Origin of the sequence: Lacticaseibacillus pantheris DSM 15945 = JCM 12539 = NBRC 106106 (assembly GCF_001591865.1) — a bacterium.
Classification (GTDB): Bacteria; Bacillota; Bacilli; order Lactobacillales; family Lactobacillaceae; genus Lacticaseibacillus; species Lacticaseibacillus pantheris.
On the sequence record NZ_BCVS01000030.1, the window covers coordinates 1 to 22733 of the forward strand.

23 protein-coding genes are annotated in these 22733 nt (G+C 53.5%); 21 read left to right on the forward strand and 2 right to left on the reverse strand.

Annotated elements, in window-relative coordinates; translation table 11 throughout:
* The first annotated feature begins 506 nt into the window (after positions 1–506).
* From LPA02S_RS04770 to LPA02S_RS04790, 5 genes are all read left to right on the forward strand, one after another.
* A complete protein-coding gene (locus LPA02S_RS04770) occupies positions 507–1190 on the forward strand; it encodes an EAL domain-containing protein (protein WP_054650812.1) in 684 nt (227 codons plus the stop codon).
* 25 nt (positions 1191–1215) lie between these two features.
* Positions 1216–2565 (forward strand): FAD-dependent oxidoreductase, encoded by a 1350-nt coding sequence (locus LPA02S_RS04775; RefSeq protein ID WP_054650814.1) that lies wholly within the window; start codon positions 1216–1218, stop codon positions 2563–2565.
* A gap of 709 nt (positions 2566–3274) precedes the next feature.
* A complete protein-coding gene (gene treR, locus LPA02S_RS04780) occupies positions 3275–3985 on the forward strand; it encodes a trehalose operon repressor (RefSeq protein ID WP_054650816.1) in 711 nt (236 codons plus the stop codon).
* 16 nt (positions 3986–4001) lie between these two features.
* Entirely contained in the window at positions 4002–5648 is a 1647-nt protein-coding gene (locus LPA02S_RS04785; protein ID WP_054650818.1) for an alpha,alpha-phosphotrehalase, read from the forward strand.
* Positions 5649–5677: 29 nt separating this feature from the next.
* Complete coding sequence (locus tag LPA02S_RS04790) at positions 5678–7663, forward strand: PTS sugar transporter subunit IIABC (RefSeq protein ID WP_056956791.1); 1986 nt, start codon at positions 5678–5680, stop codon at positions 7661–7663.
* A 560-nt stretch (positions 7664–8223) separates the two neighbouring features.
* Here LPA02S_RS04790 and LPA02S_RS04795 read toward each other — a convergent pair.
* The gene (locus LPA02S_RS04795) at positions 8224–8991 is read right to left on the reverse strand and encodes a Cof-type HAD-IIB family hydrolase (RefSeq protein WP_054651146.1); all 768 of its coding nucleotides are present in this window, start codon (positions 8989–8991) and stop codon (positions 8224–8226) included.
* 263 nt (positions 8992–9254) lie between these two features.
* On the opposite strand from LPA02S_RS04795, the gene ndk reads away from it, so the two are divergent.
* From ndk to LPA02S_RS04820, 5 genes are all read left to right on the forward strand, one after another.
* Positions 9255–9680, forward strand: a complete 426-nt coding sequence (gene ndk / locus LPA02S_RS04800) for a nucleoside-diphosphate kinase (protein WP_056956790.1) — start codon at positions 9255–9257, stop codon at positions 9678–9680.
* Positions 9681–9721: 41 nt separating this feature from the next.
* On the forward strand, positions 9722–10081 hold the full coding sequence (locus LPA02S_RS04805) for an iron chaperone (RefSeq protein ID WP_054651144.1): 360 nt from the start codon (positions 9722–9724) through the stop codon (positions 10079–10081).
* A 16-nt stretch (positions 10082–10097) separates the two neighbouring features.
* Positions 10098–10703 (forward strand): TMEM175 family protein, encoded by a 606-nt coding sequence (locus LPA02S_RS04810; RefSeq protein WP_054651142.1) that lies wholly within the window; start codon positions 10098–10100, stop codon positions 10701–10703.
* Entirely contained in the window at positions 10700–11350 is a 651-nt protein-coding gene (locus tag LPA02S_RS04815) for an SDR family oxidoreductase (RefSeq protein ID WP_054651140.1), read from the forward strand. Before LPA02S_RS04810 ends, LPA02S_RS04815 begins: the two co-directional genes overlap by 4 nt.
* An 88-nt stretch (positions 11351–11438) precedes the next feature.
* Positions 11439–11933 carry a GNAT family N-acetyltransferase gene (locus LPA02S_RS04820; RefSeq protein WP_054651152.1) on the forward strand — a complete coding sequence of 165 codons (495 nt, stop codon included), beginning with the start codon at positions 11439–11441 and terminating at the stop codon, positions 11931–11933.
* Here the strand turns inward: LPA02S_RS04820 and LPA02S_RS04825 are convergent.
* Positions 11925–12458 carry an NADPH-dependent FMN reductase gene (locus tag LPA02S_RS04825; protein ID WP_056956789.1) on the reverse strand — a complete coding sequence of 178 codons (534 nt, stop codon included), beginning with the start codon at positions 12456–12458 and terminating at the stop codon, positions 11925–11927. The two genes, LPA02S_RS04820 and LPA02S_RS04825, sit on opposite strands and share 9 nt — an antisense overlap.
* Before the next feature lie 128 nt (positions 12459–12586).
* Here LPA02S_RS04825 and LPA02S_RS04830 point away from each other — a divergent pair, with 128 nt between their 5' ends.
* The 11 genes from LPA02S_RS04830 to LPA02S_RS04880 all read left to right on the forward strand — a co-directional run bounded on the left by LPA02S_RS04830 (position 12587) and on the right by LPA02S_RS04880 (position 22613).
* Positions 12587–13069: a MarR family winged helix-turn-helix transcriptional regulator gene (locus LPA02S_RS04830; protein WP_056956788.1), complete on the forward strand. Its 483-nt coding sequence runs from the start codon at positions 12587–12589 to the stop codon at positions 13067–13069.
* A 42-nt stretch (positions 13070–13111) separates the two neighbouring features.
* Entirely contained in the window at positions 13112–13822 is a 711-nt protein-coding gene (locus LPA02S_RS04835; protein WP_054651134.1) for an MgtC/SapB family protein, read from the forward strand.
* 512 nt (positions 13823–14334) lie between these two features.
* Positions 14335–15603, forward strand: a complete 1269-nt coding sequence (gene tyrS / locus LPA02S_RS04840) for a tyrosine--tRNA ligase (RefSeq protein WP_056956787.1) — start codon at positions 14335–14337, stop codon at positions 15601–15603.
* A gap of 516 nt (positions 15604–16119) precedes the next feature.
* Positions 16120–17346 (forward strand): C40 family peptidase, encoded by a 1227-nt coding sequence (locus tag LPA02S_RS04845; protein WP_054651132.1) that lies wholly within the window; start codon positions 16120–16122, stop codon positions 17344–17346.
* 215 nt (positions 17347–17561) lie between these two features.
* Entirely contained in the window at positions 17562–18164 is a 603-nt protein-coding gene (locus LPA02S_RS04850; RefSeq protein WP_056956836.1) for a guanylate kinase, read from the forward strand.
* A gap of 158 nt (positions 18165–18322) precedes the next feature.
* The gene (locus LPA02S_RS04855) at positions 18323–18805 is read left to right on the forward strand and encodes a hypothetical protein (RefSeq protein ID WP_054651130.1); all 483 of its coding nucleotides are present in this window, start codon (positions 18323–18325) and stop codon (positions 18803–18805) included.
* A gap of 18 nt (positions 18806–18823) precedes the next feature.
* Positions 18824–19633: a DUF6681 family protein gene (locus tag LPA02S_RS04860; RefSeq protein WP_056956786.1), complete on the forward strand. Its 810-nt coding sequence runs from the start codon at positions 18824–18826 to the stop codon at positions 19631–19633.
* Positions 19634–19716: 83 nt separating this feature from the next.
* Positions 19717–20457, forward strand: coding sequence for an amino acid ABC transporter ATP-binding protein (locus LPA02S_RS04865; RefSeq protein WP_056956785.1), 741 nt, complete (start codon positions 19717–19719; stop codon positions 20455–20457).
* 12 nt (positions 20458–20469) lie between these two features.
* Positions 20470–21294, forward strand: coding sequence for a glutamate ABC transporter substrate-binding protein (locus tag LPA02S_RS04870; RefSeq protein ID WP_054651124.1), 825 nt, complete (start codon positions 20470–20472; stop codon positions 21292–21294).
* 1 nt (position 21295) lies between these two features.
* Positions 21296–21940, forward strand: coding sequence for an amino acid ABC transporter permease (locus tag LPA02S_RS04875; RefSeq protein WP_056956784.1), 645 nt, complete (start codon positions 21296–21298; stop codon positions 21938–21940).
* 16 nt (positions 21941–21956) lie between these two features.
* Entirely contained in the window at positions 21957–22613 is a 657-nt protein-coding gene (locus tag LPA02S_RS04880; protein ID WP_054651122.1) for an amino acid ABC transporter permease, read from the forward strand.
* The last annotated feature ends 120 nt before the right edge of the window (positions 22614–22733 follow it).

A 22733-nucleotide genomic window follows, 5' to 3' on the forward strand; every position in this document is an offset into this window, starting at 1 on the left:
AACGCACTACTGGCAATAATTCAAACAGAACTACGGGTATACAGCCGTCGCGGGGACCGGCCGCTCAACCTCCACCACCACGCCAGTACGACCAACGGCAGATGTTCACCGTTTCGTGTCCAGTCATCTACGCACTCCAACGGCCATAACCAACATTGCGGATAATTTTATGAACGATTCGATCAACTACTGGCCCAAATAATGGTCTATCTCAAAATTAGCGTGGCCGAATGCACGATTTCTGAATTAATGCATCTTAAATTAGGGACCACATACTATCGGGAACCCGCGGATGGTCTTTGGGGCGCAGGGCACGTAAGCCGCAGTCCCAAAGACCATCCGCGTGTTCGCACCCACCCAACCGTTGTTACTGTTGAGTGAGCCTGATGGATAACATTAGGTATTAACCATCACTTTGGGTTAGAATTGGTTACGAGTAGGTGACGCCCGCTGCGGTTGCGGGGCAATTGAACGGGCAGCATCTAACCAGTGAATGGAGAATGCCCATGTACCGCTACTTTATCCAACCACAGCTTGATAAAATCAACCACACGCTGATTGGCTATGAGCTGTTAATGAAGCAATACGTGCACGATGGTTGGCGGCCACCGCGCTCTTTTGCGTCCATCCCCGCGCACACCATCGCGGAGGTGCTGGTGGAGACGACGGCAAAGTTGGCGTTGAAAATCGGGTCCGTGTCCGTGAACCTTAACCGGACCCAGTTACTGAATCCAGAAATCAATCGCTCATTGATACAAGCACAAAACTTTTTGCGTCCCCTGCGTCTCAACGTCGAACTGACGGAGGAGAAGGAGGATGCCCCCGTGACCATGGCACAAATGCGACCCATGCTTGAGGCGTACGTTGAACGGGGAATGCAGGTTTGCCTCGACGATGTGGGCAGCGGTGAAAACCAGCTGGATCACGTACGGCAGTTGGTGCCGTACGCGAGCGAAATTAAGTTTGCCCTCCAAAACTTTGATGGTGGGTTGGACGACCCGGACATGCGTGCGCGGGTGGTGTTTTGGCGCGACTTTGCGCGTGCGCGGGGCCTACGGTTTATTCTCGAAGGTGTCGAGGATGCCCGTGACGATGCCATCGTCGATGAATTAGGGGTGAATTTGCGTCAGGGTTACTTCTACGGTAAGCCGCGGCTACTGAAGCTCGATGCCGGTGATCCCGAGCAGTAAATATTATTTTGCGGAGGAATTTATAATGAAAGTTGTGATTGTGGGTTGCACCCATGCGGGTGTGGCGGCGGCTAAGGCTATCCGGCACGATCATCCCGAGGCGGAGGTCTTAATCTACGAGCGTGACGATAACGTGTCGTTCCTTTCCTGTGGCATTGCATTGTATCTGGGTGGGGAGGTGTCGCGCCTAGAGGACATGTTCTACGAGACCCCGGAGCATTTGCGGGAACTGGGCGTGCACGTCCGCGATCAGCATGACGTGCTCCGCATTGATAGTGAGCAACACACACTGACGGTGCAAAACCTGCGCACGGCGGAGGTGTTCACCGATACGTACGACAAGCTCATCATGACGACCGGCTCCAACGTGGTGGTCCCGCCAGTGCTGGGGGTGGACGACGCGCGCGTGCTGATGTGCAAAGACGCACGGCAGGCCGAGGCCATCTTTGCCTCCGCGCAGAACCACCACCACGTTTTCATCGTTGGTGGTGGGTACGTCGGGGTCGAATTGGCCGAAGCGTACGCCAACACGGATCACCAGGTTACGCTGCTGCAGGGCCACGACCAACTTTTGAATAATTACGTTGACCAGGAGCTGTCCGCGCGGGTGGCTGATGACCTCCGTGCACACGGGGTGGACGTGCAACTGGAGACCCGGGTGCAGGACTTTGAGTCTGACGACGACCATGATCAGGTGCTGATTCATACCAACAAGGCTGATTACCAGGCGGGATTGGTGATTGTCTGCGCCGGCTTTGTGCCCAATACGGATTTGCTGCGGGGACAGGTTGAGTTGGATCGCCACGGGGCAATTGTTACCGACGATTGGTTGGGAACGTCCGACCCGGATATTCTGGCCGCTGGGGATGCGTGCGCCGTGCGGTTTAACCCGACTGGCCGTTTGGCGTACATTCCGTTGGCGACGAACGCTGAACGGCAGGGACACATTGCCGGGCGGAATGTTGCGAGCCACGTGCAACGGTACCCGGGAACGCAGGGAACGACGGCGCTCCGATTGTTTAAGAGCACGTTGGCAACGAGCGGCCTGACGCAAAGGGCGGCCAAAAGAGATGGTATCGCTGTGCGCGCGGTTATTTATCGCGCGAACTACCGGCCTGACTTCATGACGCCAAACGCGGAGATTACCATCAAGTTGGTGTATGGTGCGGCGGACCGGCGGGTTTTGGGAGCGCAAATATACTGCGCGCACGACATCAGCCAGACGGCGAATATGTTCTCACTCGCCATCCAGAACCAGAACACCATTGATGACTTGGCGTACGTGGATACGCTGTTTAACCCGCATTTCGACCAGCCGGTGAATTATCTGAACCAGGTGGCATTGTTGGCGGTAGCGCAGGCAGATGCTGAATAATAAGCAGAGAGCGCAGCAGACCGTTTAGAAGACAGAACATAAGGCACTCCAACCGAAAGGCCCGATTTTGGCCTTTTGGTTGGAGTGCCTTATGTGGCGTCTTCTGGTCTGCGGAGCTCGTTTAGAAAGCAGAGAGCGCAGCAGACCGTTTAGAAAGCAGAGAGCGCAGCCCCGCGGTTAGAAACCAGAGTATAAGTAAGACCGGATGAGAATCCCGCACTTGGATTTTTGTCCGGTTTTACTTATACGTCGGTTTCTGGTCTGCGGAGCTCGTTTTAATAAGCAAAGGTGACGCGCGAACGTCGTAGCATTCCCCGGCCAGTGTGGCTGGCTCGCACTTGGCCTTTTGATTGTAGAGCCGTATGCGGCATCTTCCGCCCACCGCACTTATTTGCCGGTAACAATAAGTGGCATAATCCGTAATTTTTTTTACTAGGGTTGCGCAATTGTCCTGTCCAAGAATGGTGATTACCCGGTAGCCGGGCAATCACCGGACGTTGGCAACCGAAAATAACGGTAATGTTTACCTTGTGCATGATACTAAGCGATGAAACCGCTTAATGAATGTAACTCTTATTTTCCGTATTTGCGCGCTCAACTTGTACGAACAATCGCCGTACAAGCCGCAGATATTAGCTTTAGCCAATTTGACAACTTGTTCGTACAAGTATAATCTGAATTATAGAAAGCGATTACAAAGGTGACTGCGATGACGAAATTCAATTTGGTTTATCAGGATTTAAAAACAAAAATTGACAATGGCTTGTACGCTAAGGACTCATTACTCCCGAGTGAGAACCAGCTCCGGGAATTATACGGTGCCTCCCGTGACACTATCCGTCGTGCGTTATTACGCTTGAAGGATGAGGGTTACGTCCAGTCCCAGCAAGGGAAGGGCACCACGGTGATTAACCGTCAGCAGTACGTTTTTCCAGTTTCCGGAGTGCTGAGTTATAAGGAGTTATCGACGCGGATGAACATGAATTCGCGCACCGTGTTGGTGGATAAGCAACCGATGACGTTGCCCACCACCCCTTTTGTCAGTATCGATCCGGATGTGCACGCGATGCCGGTTCTGCGGTTGACGCGGTTGCGACGGATTAACGAGGAGCCGGTCATCATCGACATTGATTACATTGACCGCGCGGTGGTACCCGACATTAGCCAAACCGTGGCCGAGGATTCCTTGTACGCCTACTTTGAGCAGACCCTGCACCTGGCCATTGCGTACGCCAAAAAGGAGTTTACGGTTGAGCACGCAACCGAACAGGATCAGCAACTATTGGGCCTGACACCAACCGACGCGGTGGCCGTTGTCCGCAGCATTGCCTACCTCGAGGACACCACCGCCTTTCAGTACACCGAATCCCGGCACCGCCCGGACCGCTTTCGGTTCCAGGAATTTGCCCGCCGCTCGTAGCATACGGAGGAATAACATGTCATTTCAAAACAAAGTTGTGTACCAGCTCTACCCCAAATCATTCTTTGACAGCAACGGCGACGGTATCGGCGACCTGCCCGGCATTACCGCCAAGATGGATTACCTGCAGTCGTTAAACGTAGACATTGTTTGGCTGAACCCGTTCTTCGTTTCCCCGCAAAACGACAACGGATACGACGTGGCTGACTACCGCGCGATTGACCCGCGTTTCGGCACCATGGCCGACTTTGACCGCATGATGGCTGCGTTTAAGGCAGCGGGGATTGGCGTGATGCTCGACATGGTGCTGAACCATACAAGCACGGCGCACGAGTGGTTCCAACGGGCGCTCGCCGGCGATAAGTATTACCAGGATTATTACTGGATATACCCGCCCAAGCCTAACGGTGACCTCCCAACGAACTGGGACTCCAAGTTTGGCGGGCCAGCGTGGGCACCCTTTGGCGATACAGGCAATTACTACCTGCACCTGTACGACCGGACGCAGGCGGACCTCAACTGGCATAATCCGCACGTGCGTCAGGAGGCGGCGGACATCGTGAACTTCTGGCGCGCCAAGGGTGTCGAGCACTTCCGTTTCGACGTCATGAACGTGATTGGCAAAGACGAACGGCTAGTGGATGCGCCGGCCGGGACCGAGAGCAAGTTTCTGTATACCGATAAACCGGTGGTGCAGCGGTACATTCAAGATCTCGCCGCCCAAAGTTACGGTCAGGATGCCGAGAGCGTGACGGTGGGCGAAATGAGTTCGACGACTTTGCCCCACGCCATCGAGTACACCCGTCCGGATGAGCACGCGTTGAGCATGATTTTCCAGTTCCACCACCTCAAAACCGATTATGACCACGGTGAAAAGTGGACTACAAAGCGCTACGACTTTAACTTGTTGCGCGACCTGTTGCACCACTGGGCGACCGGGTTGTCCGATGGTGGCGGGTGGCAGGCGCTTTTCTGGAATAATCACGACCAGCCGCGGGCGCTGAACCGCTTTGGTGACGTTGAGCATTACCGGGTACGTACGGCGCAGGTGCTGGCCGCCAGTATCCACCTCAATCGCGGTACGCCGTATATCTACATGGGTGAGGAAATCGGGATGACCGATCCGGAATACCACACCATGGACGATTACGTGGACGTGGAGGCGCACAACGCGTACCGCCGGTTAACCGACGCGGGGATGGCAGCGGATGATGCGTTTGCGGCGGTCCATGCAAAGGCGCGCGACAATAGCCGCACCCCGATGCAGTGGGATGGTAGCGAGAACGCCGGCTTTACGACGGGGACCCCGTGGTTGCGGTCGACGAACCAAGCCACAATTAACGTGCAGAATGAACTGGCTTCCGGTGCCATCTTTGACTTTTACCAGCAACTCATTGCCCTGCGGAAGCGGTATCCCGTGATCAGCATGGGTGATTACACGCCGTACGCGACGGATGTGGACTGGGTGTTCGGATTTATCCGCCAATACGGTGCGTCACGGTTGCTGGTACTCAACAACTACGCGGAGCACGACGTCACCATCCCGGTGGGGGCGGAGTGGCAACGCGGACGGATATTAATTAGTAACGTCCCCGGCATCCGGGTGACTGAACGCATGACGCTACCCGCCTTCAGCACGGTAGCGATTCTGGTGGGCGATTGACAGGCACGCACAACCCTAGGGAGGGCAATATGATGAGCAAAGACAAATTGGATTTGTTGGCTCCGGCCAACGGTTTACTAATGCCAATTACGGACGTTCCGGACCCCGTATTTTCACAGAAGACGATGGGTGAAGGGTTCGGGATTGACCCTGACGATGGACAGATTGTGGCCCCAGTGAGTGGTCGCGTGGTGATGTTGGCGGACACGAAGCACGCCATTGGTATTCGAACTGATGACGGCGCCGAAGTATTGATTCATCTGGGCATTGATACCGTCGAGCTAAACGGAGCCCCCTTTGAAATTGATACGAGTATGGATGCCGCGGTCAAAGCCGGTGAGGGTATCGGCTCGATGAACCTGGACCAGATTCGCGCGGCGGGTAAGAAGACCACCATCATCGTGGTCATCACGAACACCAATGACGTGGTAAACGGGATTACCGTTAACCAGGGCGAGGTGCGCAGTGGCGATGTTGCAGCGACGGTGGACCTCAAGGCGTCGCAGGCGGAAGCCAATAAGGGTAAGGTGAATAAAAATAAGTACGCTGAGACCGCTGCCGAGGTGTTGGCGGAAGTGGGTGGTCCCGACAACATTAACAGCGTCATCCATTGTATTACGCGGCTCCGCTTCTACCTCAAGGATGAAGGGATTCCTGACGACGATACGGTGCGGCAGACGCCGGGGGTACTGGATGTGGCCCGTGCTGGCGGCCAGTACCAGGTGGTGATTGGCCAGACGGTCGGTGATGTGTATGACGAAGTGATTGCGCAACTCGGCCCCGGCTTTGGCAACGCGGAAGGTACCGCCAAGATTATGGCGGAGACCACGGCGGCGGCCCAGGATAAGAGTTTGTGGGGTCGGACGAAGCGTGGTGCCTCTAACCTAATTGGGGTCATTACGGGCTCGATGATGCCGGTGATTGGCCTCTTGGCGGCGAGTGGTATTCTCAAAGGGATTATGACCATCCTGACGACGTGGGGTGGGGTATCAACGACATCGCAGACCTACGTCATCATTAACGCGATGGGTGATGCCACGTTCTACTTCCTACCGATTTTGGTTGGGTTTACCGCGGCGCAGAAGCTGGGGGCCAATCCGGTGATTGTGGCCATTATTGGTGCATTTCTGATTTACCCGTCCCTGGTCAGCATATACACGTCGGGGAAGTTTACCGGCACGATGTTGGGGATGGGCATTAATTCCAACTTCTTTGGTATTCCGGTTCACATTCCGCAATACACGTATTCAATTTTCCCAATGATTTTTGCGGCCTGGATGGCATCGAAGGTGGAACCGTGGATTAAGAAGTGGATGCCGGTGGTGCTCAGAATGATTTTCAGCCCATTGGTGGAAATTTTCCTGGTTGGTATTACCGTTTTGGTAGTCGTTGGCCCGATCATCACGTTGGTATCCACGGGGATTTCTGACGCGTTGCAGTGGGTATTGAGTTCGAACCTGATTTTGGCCGGGTTGATTATTGGTGGTTTGTACCAGGTACTGGTTATCTTTGGGTTACACTGGGCGGTTATTCCGATTATTTCGGCGGAGCTATCGGTTCCGGGCGGCCACAGTTTATTGAACGCGATTGTGTCGGTAACGATGATTGCTCAGGGGGCCGGGGCATTGGCCGTTTGGGCAAAGACGCGGAAGAACAAGGATTTGAAGGGCTTGGCGATGTCGGCGGCAATTTCAGCGGCGGCAGGGATTACGGAGCCAGCCATGTATGGTGTTAACTTGAAGTATGGGCGCGTGTTCATTACGTCGAGTATTGGTGCGGCGATTGGTGGTTTGGTGAACGGGTTCTTGCACGTGGATATGTACGGATTTACGGGCAGTTTGATTGGGTTCCCGTCGTTCGCTAGTGCTAGCAACCCTAATAACTTTATGAACTTCTGGATCGTTGCGGCGGTAACGATTGTGGCAGCCTTTACCTTGACTTATCTGTTTGGTTATAAGGAAGGCGATAGTTTGAAGGCAAAGACGGCACCGAAGAAGAGGCATTTAGGGGAGTAGAGAGCACAGCAGGCCGTTTAGAAAGCAGAGTATAAGTAAGACCGGACGAGAATCCCGCACTTGGATTCTTGTCCGGTCTTGCTTATACGTCGCTTTCTGGCCTGCAGAGCTCGTTTCAATAAGCAAAGGTAACGCGGGCGCACCGTACCATTCCCCGGCAGTGTGGGGGCCCGCATTTGGCCTTTTGGGTGGAGTGCCTTATGCGGCGTCTTCTGGCCTGCGGAGCTCGTTTCAATAAGCACGAGTAACGCGGGCGCACCGTACCATTCCCCGGCAGTGTGGGGGCCCACATTTGGCCTTTTGGGTGGAGTGCCTTATACGTCGCTTTCTGGCCTGCGGAGCTCGTTTCGATAAGCACGAGTAACGCGGGCGCACGTCACCATTCTCCGATAGTGTTGGGGGCCGCATTGGCCTTTTGGGTGCTAGTAGCTTATACGTGAGTTTCTGCGGGTCGGGGCTCGTTTCAACAAGCAAAGGTAGCACCACAACATTCCCCATCAATTTAACGTCAGCCCACTTTTGCGTTTACCCGGCCATTCCGTCCGGCCCCATCTACGTTATTACACTAATCCGAAATGCCGTAGTCCCCTGAAGATACCGTGGTTCATGTTGGTGGTGGTCACGTACTCTGCAAGTGCCTTGTCCTGATCATTACCGTTACCCATTGCCACGGGGTGGTCAACCATCGACAGCATTTCCAAGTCGTTCAACTCATCCCCAAATGCGTACGTAGGCAGACCAGCCAGTCCCGTCTGGTTGAGGAAGTGTGCGATGCCAGTGCGCTTAGATACGCCCGTCAGCATGGTGTCGAGGCCGCGCGGATTGTTGCGGACCAGACTTAGTTGACCGGCAAAGTGGCGTTGGTACAGCTTGGCTTTGTCAAAGTTAAACGTGAACATAAAATTAACGGGATTGTGCTGGTACCAATGTGGATCAACGTCGGCGGTTAGGTGCAGCAATTGGTAGTTCTCACGGGTAGCGGCGTTCGCGCCACTGAGCGCAAAGCCGGTGTTGTTGTACCACCCGACCACGTCGCCTTGTGCCCGGGCAAAGCTGTCGAATCGTTCAATTAGTGGTACCGGAATGGTTTCGGCATGTAGCTTTTGGCCCCCGTATTGCACGTAGCTTCCATTCGCACTGACGATGGAGTTAATTCCCGTCTGGTCTAACACGTACTGGATTTCAAAGACGTTGCGTCCGGTGGCGACCACGGGCAAGATGTTGTTAGCCCGCAGCCGGGTGATGGCATTACGCGTATCGTCCGCGACCGTTTTGTCATCCCGTAACAACGTACCGTCCAAATCAAAGAATACAACTGCTTGGTACAAAATATTGCCCCCTCAACCTATTAATGACCTTATTTATATAATAAGTCCCGTTTGTGTAAATGACAAAAGGCGGGCTACCAATTTGGCCAACGTACAATGTGGCGAATATCCATGAACCCGGTTGATATCGCGGCCAATCTTCTGCATAATTGGGACGTAGAAGGTACGACTTTTTGAGTTGAATGAATGGCTGGTTTGGGACTGAGGAGCAGTGATTGCGCCCCTTTGATTGAACCAACCACACATAGAACGGAGAAGTGATTATGGCAGAAGAACGGACGTTAATTTTGGTGAAGCCGGATGGTGTCGAAGCTGGGCATATCGGTGAGGTCATTACGCGGCTGGAGCGGCGTCAATACACGATTAGTGCCCTCAAGGTAATTCAGGCAACGCCCGAATTGCTAGCGCAGCATTACGCACCGCACGTAGGCAAGCCGTACTACCCGGCGATGCAGTCCTACATGATGGAAAAACCGTTGGTGGCCATTATCGCGAGTGGCGATGATGTGGTCGCGCAATTCCGGCGGATGGCAGGTAACACCAAGCCGGACGAAGCACCAATTGGCACCATTCGCGGCGACTTTGCTCGTAGTTGGGGTCCTGGTCCCATCCGCAACGTGGTGCACAGCTCGGATAGTGAAGAGAGTGCTGACCGCGAGATGCGGATCTGGTTCCCCGAATTATTCTAAGGTTAGAACGGAATTGATGTCTGTACGTGAGGGGGCACACCATGCCAAGTAAGCCGGAATATCGTGACGTTGATGATTATATTGGGCAACAGGTACCAGCAGCCCAGTCACTGTTGGCGCGGATGCGACGGACAATTCACGAACAAGTGCCGGTAGCCACCGAAAGCATTAAGTGGGGGCAACCCTTTTTCACTGCTAACGGGCAGCGGGTAAGTATTGCTGCATACAAGGCGCACGTGAGCTTGTTGCTTAGCCGGGATATTCCGGTGGAGTTGGTCGCGAGGATTAGCGCTGCGGGGTACTCATCCGGGCAAAAGCGGCTCAATATCCGCTTTGACCAGGAGGTGCCCGCTGAATTGCTGATTAAGTTACTGACCATGGAATTTACGGAATCAGATTAATTGGGGCGGTGAGCTGATGACGAAGAACCGTTTGGAGTCATATAGTGACGGTATGTTTTCAATCATCATTACCATTATGGTGTTGGGGTTGATTGTGCCCGCGGGTAGCCAGTGGACGGACCTACTGACGGCGCAACACGTGACGGCACTGGTGGCATACTTAATTAGTTACGTGTTGGTGACGAGCTTTTGGGTCAGTCACCACAATATCATCGCGCAGTTAAGGTCAGTGACACCGATTGACTTGTGGCTCAACGCGCTGGTATTACTACCAATATCGTTGTTGCCGATGTTGACGAGTTGGTTTGATCGCTACCCGCTAGCGGCGGCGCCCAGCATTGCGTACGCGGTGCTCTACATTTTAACGGTCATGGCACTATACACATTAGCTGCCCGTGTTGCAAAGCAAATGCGTGACGGTAAGGCCCGCGACGAGTTTGCGCGGATTAACCAACGACGATTGGTCTTTATCGGTATGGGCGTGGTCGATATTGTTCTGGCTAATTTTTGGCCGCCCATTACGTGGGTCATGGTGGCGGTGATTTCGGGCTCGTGGATTATGGCCTTATTGGCTAGGGCCCACCGGTATAACAAGAATGAGGCAAAAGAGGAGCAAAAATGAAAGTATTTGTAATTGGTGCCACCGGTCGCGTGGGGCAGGATTTAATTGCTGACCTCGTGGACGCAGGACACACGGTGACGGCGGGCGTACACACGCCGGCTAAGTTCAAGCAGACGGATATCGCGACAGCAGTCTCCTTCGATTTAACGGCGGATCCGGCCACCATGGCAGCCACGCTCAAAGGGAACGACGCGGTCTACTTTGTGGCGGGCTCGCGCGGTAAGAGCCTACTCCAGGTTGAGGAATTTGGTGCGATTAAGTCGATGCAGGCGGCTGAGCAAGCGGGCATTAAGCGTTACGTTATGCTGAGCTCGCTGTTCGCGACGCAGCCGGAGCGGTGGGCAGGCATCCCGTCCCTGGACAGCCTCGCCGATTATAACGTGGCTAAGTTTGTGGCGGATAACTGGTTAATTCGTAACACGCAGTTGGACTACACCATTCTGCAGCCCGGCAGTCTGACTGAGGATGAGGCGACCGGCAAAGTCGCGTTGGGTGTGGACGACGGTGGTCGCAACCCGATCCCGGACGTGGCGGCGGTACTCGCGGCCGTGCTCGACCAGAGCAACACCTTTGGTCAGGTCATCACCATGCACTCAGGGAATACGGAAATTGCGGCTGCCGTGAATGATTGGACAGCAGCGCGTTAGCACAGGTCACACAACGCCCGTCCGTGGCGATGCACCTCTACGTGGGGTACTGCTGCGGGCGGGCGTTGTGGTATACGGGGAAATTGAGATGGATTACACTTTCGGGCCTGCCAAGGCCGCACAAATTGACGCCATTATGCACATTGAACAGGCGGGTTTCACGCCAGAGGAAGCCGCGAGTCGGGCGGCCATGACGCAACGTATTGCTGCGTACAGTGACACGTTCATTGTGGCGACCACGACGTCGGGGACGGTTGCTGGTTACGTAGTCGGCCCCGCCTTTAATCAGCGCTATTTGATCGATGAGTTGTATGGCGATAGTCAGCCTAACCGCCCGGCTGATTGTTACCAGACGGTGCTGAGTCTGGCCGTCCACCCGGATTTTCGGGACAGCGGGCTGGGTAGTGCGCTGTTGGAACAGCTGGCGTCCGTGGCGCTTCAGCAAGGGCGGCGGGCCATCACGTTAACGTGCCTGGCGCGGCTGGTGCCCTTTTACGAGCGCAACGGTTTTGCTAACGAGGGCATCGCGGACTCGGCGCACGCTGGTGAGCGGTGGTTCAACATGGTGCGTGAGTTACAGTAAGGATTTGAACTCAGCCGCCATGAGCGGCACTAGCGGGGCAAAGGGGTGGAGCGTTTGCGCCACGGTGGCGGGGTCGTTGCTGGCGGGCACCGGGGTGGCGATGTTGGTCGCCAGTTGCCGCATCCGCAGTCCGTTGATAACCATCCGGATGGCGATGTCCGCCTGCATGGTGTGGTTACCGTAAATGAGTGTCGCTACGGGTTTGTGGTTCCACTCAGCGAAAACGGTGTCCAGTGCGTTTTTCAGCACGGCGGGGTAGCCCCAGTTGTACTGGCCGAACACTAGCACGAATCCGGCGTACTGGTCGATGATTTGTGCAAAGTTGCGGGTGCTGTCCTGGGTGTAATATCCCTCGGCGGGCGGTGTGGGCTCGGCGAGAAACGGTAAGTCAATTGTGGCGAGGTCGATAATTACGGAATCGAGGTCCTGCGTTGCTAATTGGTTTTGTAGCCAGGCGGCAACGGCGGGGGCAACACGTCCCGGGCGGTTAGAACCGCTGATGATGCCAATTTTTTTATTCGTCATAGATTCCTCCATTATTTTAAAATGTTTGTAGTTAGCATTATTGATTCACGTGAATACAAAATGTAGTATAAACGTTGAACTGAGATTGTCAATATCTATGCACGTGAATTAAAAAGGAGGGGCGTATTTTGATTGATGAAATTCTGGAACGACTCAACCAGTTTATTGCTCAGGATGGTAGTGCGGACGGTGAGAAGCGGTGGGCCGAGCAACAAACGCGTAACCCCAACGTCCGGGCACTAATCCACCGGTTGAGTACGCGCGACATTCTGATTGTGGCGACGGTGGGGCAACATTCAATCCTGCCACAAAAGGAATTACCCGCGCTGGTACATACGTCGCAGGCCACGGCGAGCCGTGCGGTGACCCGGTTAGCGGGTGCGGGTTTGGTCATTCGCGAACGGATGCCCGATAACGCAAAGGAGTGGCAACTCAGACTAACCGCGGATGGTACGGAGGTCGCACGGTTAAAGTCATTACTGGACCAGCGGTTACGGGGAGCGGCGGCGGTGGTCGCAAGCCACTACAGTGAAGCGGAGCTGGCCCGGTTTAACGAGATGCTGGGGGAGATTCTACAGCTTTCGGCACACGCCTTTGGGGATGTGCAGTAAAAACATAGCAGTTATATAGAAAACATTTTGGGAGGAGTATGTATGTCTGCATATTCAGTTGATATTACACGGATTATTATCCGTTTAGCGATGGCCACGGTGGTTGCCGGAATTATCGGCTCCAACCGTGAGCATAATAGCCACCCCGCGGGGATGCGGACGCACATTTTGGTGTGTCTAGGAGCGTGCGTGATTGCGATGATCCAGCAGGAAATTGCGGCCCAGGCTATCAACTTTGCCATCCACAATAAGGAAATATTCTCGGTCATTCGGGCCGATCCCGCCCGGCTAATTTGTCAGGTGGTGAGTGGTATTGGTTTCTTGGGCGCCGGCACGATTATCGTGACGCGCCACAATATCTCGGGCCTAACTACGGCCGCGTCCCTTTGGGCGGTGGCCGGCCTCGGGATTGCCATCGGGATGGGCTACTACACGATTGCGGTCATTAGCGCAATTTTCGTCATCGTGGTGCTGGCCTTCCTCAAGCGCGCATTCCGGATTACGCCACCAATTCGCCGACTGGAAGTGAAGTACGTTAATAAGGCGGAGACGCAAAAGTTCGTTAAGGGCTACTTCAGCGAACATAAGGTGAACGTCCTGGCAACCGCGTTTAGCACCGAGCGGACGAACGGCGAAGCGGTGTACAAAAACATCTACCGGATTGAAATTCCGCGGAAGGCGAACTACGTCGACTTGATCGACGACATCTCCGCCAACGACAACATCCGCACCGTCCGCGTCGTCACGCGCTAGTGGTGTGTGTGCAGGCAAAGTGGCGGTGGGATTGCGGCTTACGTGCCCTTCGCCCTAGCTGTGGTTACCGCGGAGCGCCACACAAAAGCCGCAGCTCACCGGTTCGACCAACGCTGCCGGCAAACACTTCGTTAACGGAGCCGAACCCGTGGACGATGGACGATGGCGTGTGGTACACTTAACGCAATAAATGGCGACCAGTGAACCCAGTAGTCGTCACGGAGACCTTCAGAAAGCCGGCGTTTGCTGCGAGCCGGTGCGACCGTGGCGGTGAATTACAATCACTTTGAGTGTCCGTGGTGCAGACCGTTATCACTGCTGAGAGGTACGGCGTAAGGCCGTACAAGCTGGGTGGTACCGCGGCATGTCCGTCCCGTAGCGTGAACAACGCTACGGGGCTTTTTTAATGTCCGGGCCGCGATTGACCTAGCAACTCTTTGATCCAGCTGGATGAACGGGAACGCCACTTTGCTGTGTGCATTTGGTCGAATTAAACGTAGGGGGAAATAGATATGGCAGATGCCGACAACATTATTGATGAACTGGCTTGGCGCGGGGCGCTGAATCAAATGACCGACGAGGACGGTTTACGTGAATTAACCGCCAAGGAACACATCGGCGTTTATTGTGGGACCGACCCCACTGGGGACTCCCTACACGTGGGACACCTCATTCCGTTCATGATCCTCAAGCGGTTCCAGCAGTTTGGCCACCACCCGGTTATCCTAATCGGTGGTGGTACTGGCGCTATCGGGGACCCGTCTGGGCGTAACAGCGAGCGTGTTTTGCAGACGATGGACGTAATTCACGACAACGAGCAGAAGCTGACCGACCAAATGGTCAAGCTCTTCGGGACTGATAATTTCACCATCGTGAATAACTACGACTGGTTGAGCAAAATCTCCCTCCTCGACTTTTTGCGCGACTACGGGAAGCTTTTCACGATTAACAACATGCTCAACAAAGAAGTGGTGGCCAGCCGTCTGGAAAGCGGTATTAGCTACACCGAATTCACTTACCAGATTTTGCAGTCCGTTGACTTCCTGACTTTGTTCCGGAATAACGGCGTGCACCTACAAATTGGTGGGGCCGACCAGTGGGGCAACATCACCGCCGGCATTGACCTGATTCACCGCCTGGAGGGTGCCGATGCCCAGGCGTTTGGGTTGACCAACCCGTTGATGCTCAAGAGTGATGGCACTAAGTTTGGTAAGTCGGCCGGCGGTGCCGTTTGGCTCGACCCGAAGAAGACGTCGCCGTACGAGTTCTACCAGTTCTGGTACAACCAGGATGACGCCGACGTAGAAAAGTTCCTGAAGTTCTTTACCTTCCTGTCCAAGGACGAGATTGCCGAATTGGTGCAGGCAACTAAGGATCACCCCGAAAAACGTGCCGCCCAGCGACGCCTGGCCGAAGAGGTTACGGAGTTCGTACATGGCAAAGCTGCGGTGCAGGAAGCGGAGAACATCTCACGCGCCTTGTTCTCTGGAGACGTGGCCAGCCTGACTGCCGACGAAATTGAGCAGGGTTTTGAACGGATGCCAAGTGCCACTGCGCCCGCAACGTCCGCTAACTTAGTTGAATTCTTGGTTGACGTAACGCAAATCGAAAAGTCTCGTCGTCAAGCACGTGAAGATATTAATAACGGGGCCATTTACGTTAACGGTGACCGGGTACAGGACGTCGACTTTACCGTTGATCCGTCTGCCCACTTCGATGGTCGCTTTGTCATTATCCGCCGGGGTAAGCGGAAATACTTCTTGGTTCACATTACGGACTAGTCGCGCAATTGGGCACGAGCTGTCCGTATACGGATGGTGGCCAGAGCAAAGCCGGCACCACCAATTAATGTCGCTACACAAATAGGAGCGGTACGCGAACGGTGCGTACTGCTCCTTTGCTTTGTCATATTCAAATTTTCCTGCATAAACGTCGCGCCTAAGTAATTGGTATGGTTGCCGTGCTACGCTCCATCAGTAAGTGTGAACGGCGAGCGGATTAGCCTTCAAGCCTATCCGCTGCTCTAATTCCTCCTGCTGATGATTAATACTATAGACGAAAAGTATGATGGTTTTGTGGCGATTGGACTAAGAATATATTAACAACAAAGTGCGCCTAATTGTCCTAAAAGCACGTACAAATGTTCGCTTCGCAACCGGTTACTTCCGCGAAATGTTGCAGATGGCAACGAACCGTAATAAGGTTATTGCACGTTCGTAACAGCGTTGTAACACTTTGGGCCTATACTTCATTACAGATTCTTAAAGAAGAAGTTATTAGGGACGGAGTGAACTGGTTTGAAGAAGTCAATTACAATAGCAACAATCGCTGCGGCGTTCCTGCTAGCAACCACTGCTTTTGGGGAAGCATCCAATGTACATGCTGCGGATAGCGCCGAAATCACAGCGAAGAAGTCGAGTAACGCCAAATTACTGGCTGAGGTACAGTCAGCACAGTCAAAGGTAGCTGATCTGGACAACCAAGTTTCGAACAAGACGGTTGCCATCAACGACGCCAACACTAAGATTGCTGATACGACAGCAGCAATCAAGAGTTATGACGGTAAGATTACTACCGCACAGAAGGAATTGGCTGCCCGTAAGGCAACCATGAAGGCTCAGTTGAAGTCCCTGCAGAAGCAGGCTGGCGATTCCGTTACGGGTAACGTATACGCCGACTTCATCCTGAACAGTGATAGCATCTCCGACTTGATCGACCGTGGCCTCACGGTTGGCAAGTTGAGCAAGGCTAACTCAGACGCCATGAACGACGTGAAGAGTGCCGAGGGCAACCTGGCTGCCTTGAAGCAAACGCAGCAAAACAAGAAGGACACGCTGGAAGCCACTAAGACCCAGTTGGTTGCTGACCAGAAGAACCTGTCTTCCTTGAAGGATGACGCCCAGAAGGCTGCCGACAGTTTGAACCAAGAGCTGACTGACAACCAGGACGCGCTGGCTACTTTGGAAGCCGACGCTGCTAAGGCTGGCGAGAAGGCAGCAGCTAAGGCTGTTGCTACCGCAGCTAAGGCTAGCGACACTAGTGCTGCTAAGACCACGACGACTACGGACGCCAAGTCTTCCAGCAACAGTAACAGTTCCAGCGATGCAACTACTACTAACGGCAACTCCGGTAGCTCCAGCAACAATGGTGCCGGTGCTTCATCAACGCCATCTGTTAGTGGCGGTAGCATCATCAGCAACGCGGCCAAGTACATCGGTACTCCATACGTTTGGGGCGGTACTTCACCAGCCGGCTTTGACTGCTCCGGCTTGATTTACTACGCCGCAGCTCAGGCTGGTATCAGCCTGCCACGTACTTCTGAAGCAATGAGCACGTTGGGTACTTACGTCAGCGTTTCTGACCTACAGGCCGGTGACCTAGTATTCTGGGGTGGCGTTGGTTCGGCTTACCACGTAGGTGTGTACGTTGGTAACGGGATGTTCATCCACGCACCTACTGAGGGCCAGTCCGTTAAGTACACGAGCATTAGCGCCTTCCGGCCAAGTTTTGGTCGTCGCCTGTAATTCCTTGTTATAAAAGTAATTAAGAGTTTTCTTCAAACCAGGCAATGGACATGTTGATGTTCGTTGTAGCAAAAATAGCGTCGCGTAACCAACAGTCGGTTATGCAACGCTATTTTTGTGCACAACAGTAATTTGCCATAATGTCCGCAACATTTTTAGGCCGTTCGGTGCCTGTGGTATCATGGTGAGTAAGAAACTCAGGGGGAAATGTCATGATGGCGACGACCAAACGCTTACTAGTAATCACAGGTGCCACGGGGACCGGTAAAACGTCGGTACAGCAATATTTGCATCAGCAGTACGGCATTAACCGGATTATTACCCACACCACCCGGCCGCAACGGCCCGGAGAAGTCGACGGTCGGGATTACTACTTTGAGGATGATGCGAGTTTTGCTGACAACCATTTTATCGAGCACGTACGGTACTCTGGTTACCAGTACGGTTCTTCCTTTGAAGGACTCGACCGTGCCTTTGCTCAGGCGGACGTCGCGTCAATTGTTTTGGATACTGCGGGCGCCATCACCTACCAAGAGCGTGTCCATCAGTACCGTGTTGAAACTATCTTCATGACGATTACGGACCCCTCGGTGTTGGCGGAGCGGTTGACGCAGCGGGGCGATGATGCTGCTATGATTGCGCAACGGCTCGCTAGTGATGAGTTTGAACGGGACCTGGCGCTGCCCGATGCGTTAGTTGGCCACGCCGATGTGGTCGACAATGACGATTGGCAGTTGGCACGGGTACAAGTAGACGCGCTGCTGATTGATTGGAGTGTGCAACCCGTTAGTGGTGACCATAACGTTACTGCTTCTTAAGGTGGCAGATCACACAATATTCGTAATTTCAGGTTAAAATAAGGGCTTAGTTGAAGTCGCATCGGTTGGTTACTGATTGCGGCAATTATTGCGGAACCAGTCCCGGGACCAGTGGGCAACGTGGGATTGGCAAAATTATATAGTAGGGGGCATGCAAAATGGCATATCGGACCATTCCGTTGTTATCACCAGCGGCAATTGTTTCAATTATTCTATTAAGTAGTGCGTATAACGTTGTGAACACCATTAACCCGGTTAACCGGCCTAAGAGCTCGTCTGAGCAAAGCAGCCTGTTATCCAGTATTAGTGCGTCCAAATCCTCGTCGGCTGCGGCTAAGTCGGGCTCCAGTGCCACTAGTAGTAACGCTGACAGTAGGGCGTCCTCCAAAAAGGCTAAGTCGGCGTCGGATGATTCGGCCAGTTCAGACAGTGCGAGTCAGGACAGCGCCGCGGGGCAAAGTCACAGTAGTGGCGCTACTAGCGGTGCTAGTTCCGCATCCAGTGAGTCGGCGAACGATGATGCCACCAACAATTCGAGTGCTGCTAGCAGTAACGCAAGCAGCGCGTCCAGTAGTAGCTCCAGCACAGCGGATTCGGCGGCGTCTAGCGGTGCTGCTTCAAGCGCAGCCAGTTCAAACTAACGGGGGGATGAAGAACGTATGCTGACAGCACTAGATATTGTTAACCGTATTTTCGGCTACTTTAACATTCAGGATCGGCCAAAGGGGCGTGTGTTCACCATCATTGCCTTCTTTGCTAACTTTTACTTACTCTACGTGGCCATTGCTAACCTGCGTTATGAAGGGTATCGCATACGCGGAGCCCTCTTTCTCGCGCTCTTTGTAGTCATGCTGTACTTTATTTACCTGAACTTTATGTACTATTTCACCACTAAGAAGGCTCCGGCCGACATTTCGCCTAAGATTGAACGGGCCCTCGGTGGTAGTGCTAAAGCCCGCCAAGAGGCCGCTGAAGCCTTCGTGCAGGACGAGACGCCCACGGTGGGTGTGTTTGATGAGTCGCAACTCTTGCCGACCACGTTGCTTATTGGGTCACGGCAGCAAAAAAATATTGATCGCCTGGCCAAGCACATGGAGGACAACGGTGTCATGACGCTGGACTACCAGGGAGTGAGTGAACAAATGCTGACGGAGGTTGCCCAAAAGACCGCACAACCAGTGCTAGCAATGGGTACGCCGGTGTTAGTGCCATTCTTTGAGTTGGTACAGCACGGAAAACGTTGGATTATTCGTGGTGGGCTGAACGAACTGGACGCGACGGAACTGGCCGAAGTGGTCACCGTGGGGCTGTCACCAATTGACGATGCGCAGGATAAATTTGACTTGGCCTTGGCGTCAGTAACGCTGTCAGGTGGGCCACAGAAGGAACCGGGCCGTTCGGGTCTTCGGGATGCCTTTGCGAAGTTCACTATTGATGCCAAAGTTGCATACGTAAATCCGAATAAATAATCGACATTATGAGACCTTAGTTTGCTTTCTCCTAATTTTCAATGTAAAATTATTTAATACAAAGAAAACTGGAGGTCTCGGTTATGTCCATGATTGAGTTCAAGCACGTTGAGAAATACTATCCAAACAAGTTCCACGCATTGAAGGACATCAACCTCACCATCGATAAGGGTGAAGTGGTGACGATTATCGGCCCTTCCGGTTCCGGGAAGAGTACGCTTTTACGTACGATTAACGGACTGGAGAGCATTTCCGAAGGGCAACTGCTGGTTAACAACATGGACCTAGCGGACAAGAAGACCGATATCAACCGGTTACGCAAGGACGTAGGGATGGTGTTCCAACACTTTAACCTCTACGCCAACAAGAGCGTGCTGGACAACATCACGCTCGGACCGCGCTTGGTGTTGAAGACCTCCAAGGAAGACGCGGAGGCTGAAGCCCACGAGTTGCTAAAAACGGTCGGGCTCGCTGACAAGGCAGCTAGTTTTCCTAGTATGCTTTCCGGGGGTCAGAAGCAACGAATCGCCATTGCGCGCAGTCTAGCAATGCACCCGAAGGCCATTCTGTTTGACGAACCAACGAGTGCGTTGGACCCAGAAACCATTGGCGACGTGCTGGCAGTTATGCAGCAAATTGCCAACCAGGGCATGACGATGGTTGTGGTGACCCACGAAATGGGCTTTGCCCGGCACGTTGGGGACCGTATCGTGTTCATGGCGGACGGCCAGATTCTGGAAGACAGTCGCGACGTGAACGGCTTCTTTGACAATCCACAGGAACCGCGGGCTAAGGAATTTATTAGTAAGATTATTAACCACTAAGGGGGGATCAGCATGCGTAAGCGCATTATGAAGTGGCTGCTCCCCGCGCTACTGGTTTTGCTGACGGTGGGCCTGTCGAGTTGCGGCAAGGACATTTCCAAGCAAAACGTGCTGACCCGCGCTAAGCAGGACAACACAATCGTGTGGGGCGTGAAGGCCGACACCAACCTCTTTGGTTTACTAGACGTGAAGTCTAACCAAATCAAGGGGTTCGATGTAGATATGGCCAAAGCAATTACCAAACATATTCTGGGCAAGAAGGGCAAAGCTGAATTTGTCACCATCACTAGCGATACCCGTATCCCGATGCTGAAGGCGGGGAACATTGACGCCATTGTGGCCACGATGTCCATTACGCCGGATCGGAAAAAGCAGGTCGACTTTTCGAACGTGTACTTCAAAGCCGGTGGGTCGTTACTGGTTAAGAAGGGCAGCAAGATTCACAGCGTGAAGGACCTGACTAAGGGTACGAAGGTGATTGTCACCCAGGGCTCAACGTACGGTGACGAGATTAAGGCGGCTGCACCACAAACACAAGTATTGCAGTTAGCGGATTATGCTTCGGCGTTTACCGCGTTGAAGTCCGGTCAGGCGGACGCTTTGTCCACTGATAACGGTATCCTTTACGGGATGGCAGCGCAGGATCACAGCTACGAGGTTGTTGGTGGTACTTACACCAAGGAACCATACGGGATTGCGGTGAACAAGGGTCAGAAGCCGTTCCGGAACAAGATCAACCAAACTATCAAAGAAATGAAGGCCAACGGGGAATACGCTCATTTGGTCAAGAAGTGGTTTGGCGGTATTCCGGGCTTCAGTTTAAAGGAGGTTGAGTGATATGTTCTCAGTACTCTTTGACAACTGGGGCACGTTAATTAACGGTCTCGGTTATACGGTGTGGTGTAGTATATTGGCCCTCATCGGTAGTTGCGTCATCGGGACTGTCTTTGCTCTGATGGAAATTAGCGCGCACAAAGTTGTTCGCGTTATCGGGCGGGTGTACGTTGAAGTCGTGCGGAACATCCCGTTGCTGGTCATTACCATGTTCTTCTATGTGGTCATCCCCAAGTACGTGATGGCGATTGATGGGTTTACCGCCGGCACGATTGGGCTGACCATTTACACCAGTGCGTTCATCGCCGAAACGGTGCGTGCCGGGATTGAATCGGTGCCAGTCGGCCAGATGGAGGGTGCCCGCAGTAACGGGTTGTCCTACCTGCAGGCGATGACGCACATCATCTTCCCGCAAGCGGTGAAGATTATCATCCCACCGCTGGGTAATCAATTCATCAACCTGATCAAGAACTCATCGGTTTTGGCCTTTGTTTCGGGCTTCGACCTGATGTATCAGGGTAAGCTGGTGGCGTCGGCTAACCTGCAGACGTTCAATACGTACCTGGCGGTCGGGTTGCTGTACCTGATTATTACGTTGCCACTATCGTACTTCATGCGCTATCTCGAAAAGCGCTGGCAAACGGCCTAGGGGGGGGTGAACTGATATGGACACATTCGTAAAGGCTTTATCGTGGGTCAACCTCCGCTACTTGTTTGAGGGGTTTGGTATTACCATTGAGGTTTCACTCTGGGCAATTGTGCTCAGCTTCATCGTCGGCTCACTACTAGGTGTGGCGCGCTACGTGAACGTCAAGTATTTTTCCGCCATTGTCGGCTTTGTCATCGATATTATTCGTAACTTGCCGCTAATTTTGATTTTATTCTTCGTATACTTCGGGTTGCCAGGGATTGGTATCCGGGTGGCCGTGGTACCGGCGGCAATCATTGCGTTGAGTATCTTCGAGTCCGCGATGCTGGCCGAAATCATTCGGAGCGGGATCAACGCGGTGCCAAAGGGGCAGATGGAGGCGGCTCGCAGTAACGGGCTCACCTACGTTCAGGCGATGACTCAGGTGATTATGCCGCAAGCGTTCCGTAAAATGATTCCGCCGATTGTGAGTCAATTTATCAGCCTGATTAAGGACACGAGTTTGGCGACCATCATCCTGTTGCCCGAAGCGATGTATCGGGCGGAGATTATTTACGGTCAGAACGTCAACTACATGATTCCGATGTACGTGGCGTTGGCCGTGATCTACTTTGTGATTAATTACTTACTGTCAATTGCTTCGCGGCACCTCGCCAAGCGACTGGCCATCTAACCATCTATAACTGAGCTGGCGCGCGTCTGCAGACGTGGGCCGGCTTTTTTCGTTATGGTGGATACGAACCCGCGGGCGGGGTTTGGGGTTGCGGCTTACGTGCCCTACGCCCCAAACCCC

What these genes read in the sequence shown, in the direction of transcription:
- LPA02S_RS04770 (WP_054650812.1), top strand. Translation starts at nt 507, where the DNA reads ATGTACCGCTACTTTATCCAACCACAGCTTGATAAAATCAACCACACG.
- LPA02S_RS04775 (WP_054650814.1), top strand. Translation starts at nt 1,216, where the DNA reads ATGAAAGTTGTGATTGTGGGTTGCACCCATGCGGGTGTGGCGGCGGCT.
- treR (WP_054650816.1), top strand. Translation starts at nt 3,275, where the DNA reads ATGACGAAATTCAATTTGGTTTATCAGGATTTAAAAACAAAAATTGAC.
- LPA02S_RS04785 (WP_054650818.1), top strand. Translation starts at nt 4,002, where the DNA reads ATGTCATTTCAAAACAAAGTTGTGTACCAGCTCTACCCCAAATCATTC.
- LPA02S_RS04790 (WP_056956791.1), top strand. Translation starts at nt 5,678, where the DNA reads ATGATGAGCAAAGACAAATTGGATTTGTTGGCTCCGGCCAACGGTTTA.
- ndk (WP_056956790.1), top strand. Translation starts at nt 9,255, where the DNA reads ATGGCAGAAGAACGGACGTTAATTTTGGTGAAGCCGGATGGTGTCGAA.
- LPA02S_RS04805 (WP_054651144.1), top strand. Translation starts at nt 9,722, where the DNA reads ATGCCAAGTAAGCCGGAATATCGTGACGTTGATGATTATATTGGGCAA.
- LPA02S_RS04810 (WP_054651142.1), top strand. Translation starts at nt 10,098, where the DNA reads ATGACGAAGAACCGTTTGGAGTCATATAGTGACGGTATGTTTTCAATC.
- LPA02S_RS04815 (WP_054651140.1), top strand. Translation starts at nt 10,700, where the DNA reads ATGAAAGTATTTGTAATTGGTGCCACCGGTCGCGTGGGGCAGGATTTA.
- LPA02S_RS04820 (WP_054651152.1), top strand. Translation starts at nt 11,439, where the DNA reads ATGGATTACACTTTCGGGCCTGCCAAGGCCGCACAAATTGACGCCATT.
- LPA02S_RS04825 (WP_056956789.1), bottom strand. Translation starts at nt 12,458, where the DNA reads ATGACGAATAAAAAAATTGGCATCATCAGCGGTTCTAACCGCCCGGGA.
- LPA02S_RS04835 (WP_054651134.1), top strand. Translation starts at nt 13,112, where the DNA reads ATGTCTGCATATTCAGTTGATATTACACGGATTATTATCCGTTTAGCG.
- tyrS (WP_056956787.1), top strand. Translation starts at nt 14,335, where the DNA reads ATGGCAGATGCCGACAACATTATTGATGAACTGGCTTGGCGCGGGGCG.
- LPA02S_RS04850 (WP_056956836.1), top strand. Translation starts at nt 17,562, where the DNA reads ATGGCGACGACCAAACGCTTACTAGTAATCACAGGTGCCACGGGGACC.
- LPA02S_RS04855 (WP_054651130.1), top strand. Translation starts at nt 18,323, where the DNA reads ATGGCATATCGGACCATTCCGTTGTTATCACCAGCGGCAATTGTTTCA.
- LPA02S_RS04860 (WP_056956786.1), top strand. Translation starts at nt 18,824, where the DNA reads ATGCTGACAGCACTAGATATTGTTAACCGTATTTTCGGCTACTTTAAC.
- LPA02S_RS04865 (WP_056956785.1), top strand. Translation starts at nt 19,717, where the DNA reads ATGTCCATGATTGAGTTCAAGCACGTTGAGAAATACTATCCAAACAAG.
- LPA02S_RS04870 (WP_054651124.1), top strand. Translation starts at nt 20,470, where the DNA reads ATGCGTAAGCGCATTATGAAGTGGCTGCTCCCCGCGCTACTGGTTTTG.
- LPA02S_RS04875 (WP_056956784.1), top strand. Translation starts at nt 21,296, where the DNA reads ATGTTCTCAGTACTCTTTGACAACTGGGGCACGTTAATTAACGGTCTC.
- LPA02S_RS04880 (WP_054651122.1), top strand. Translation starts at nt 21,957, where the DNA reads ATGGACACATTCGTAAAGGCTTTATCGTGGGTCAACCTCCGCTACTTG.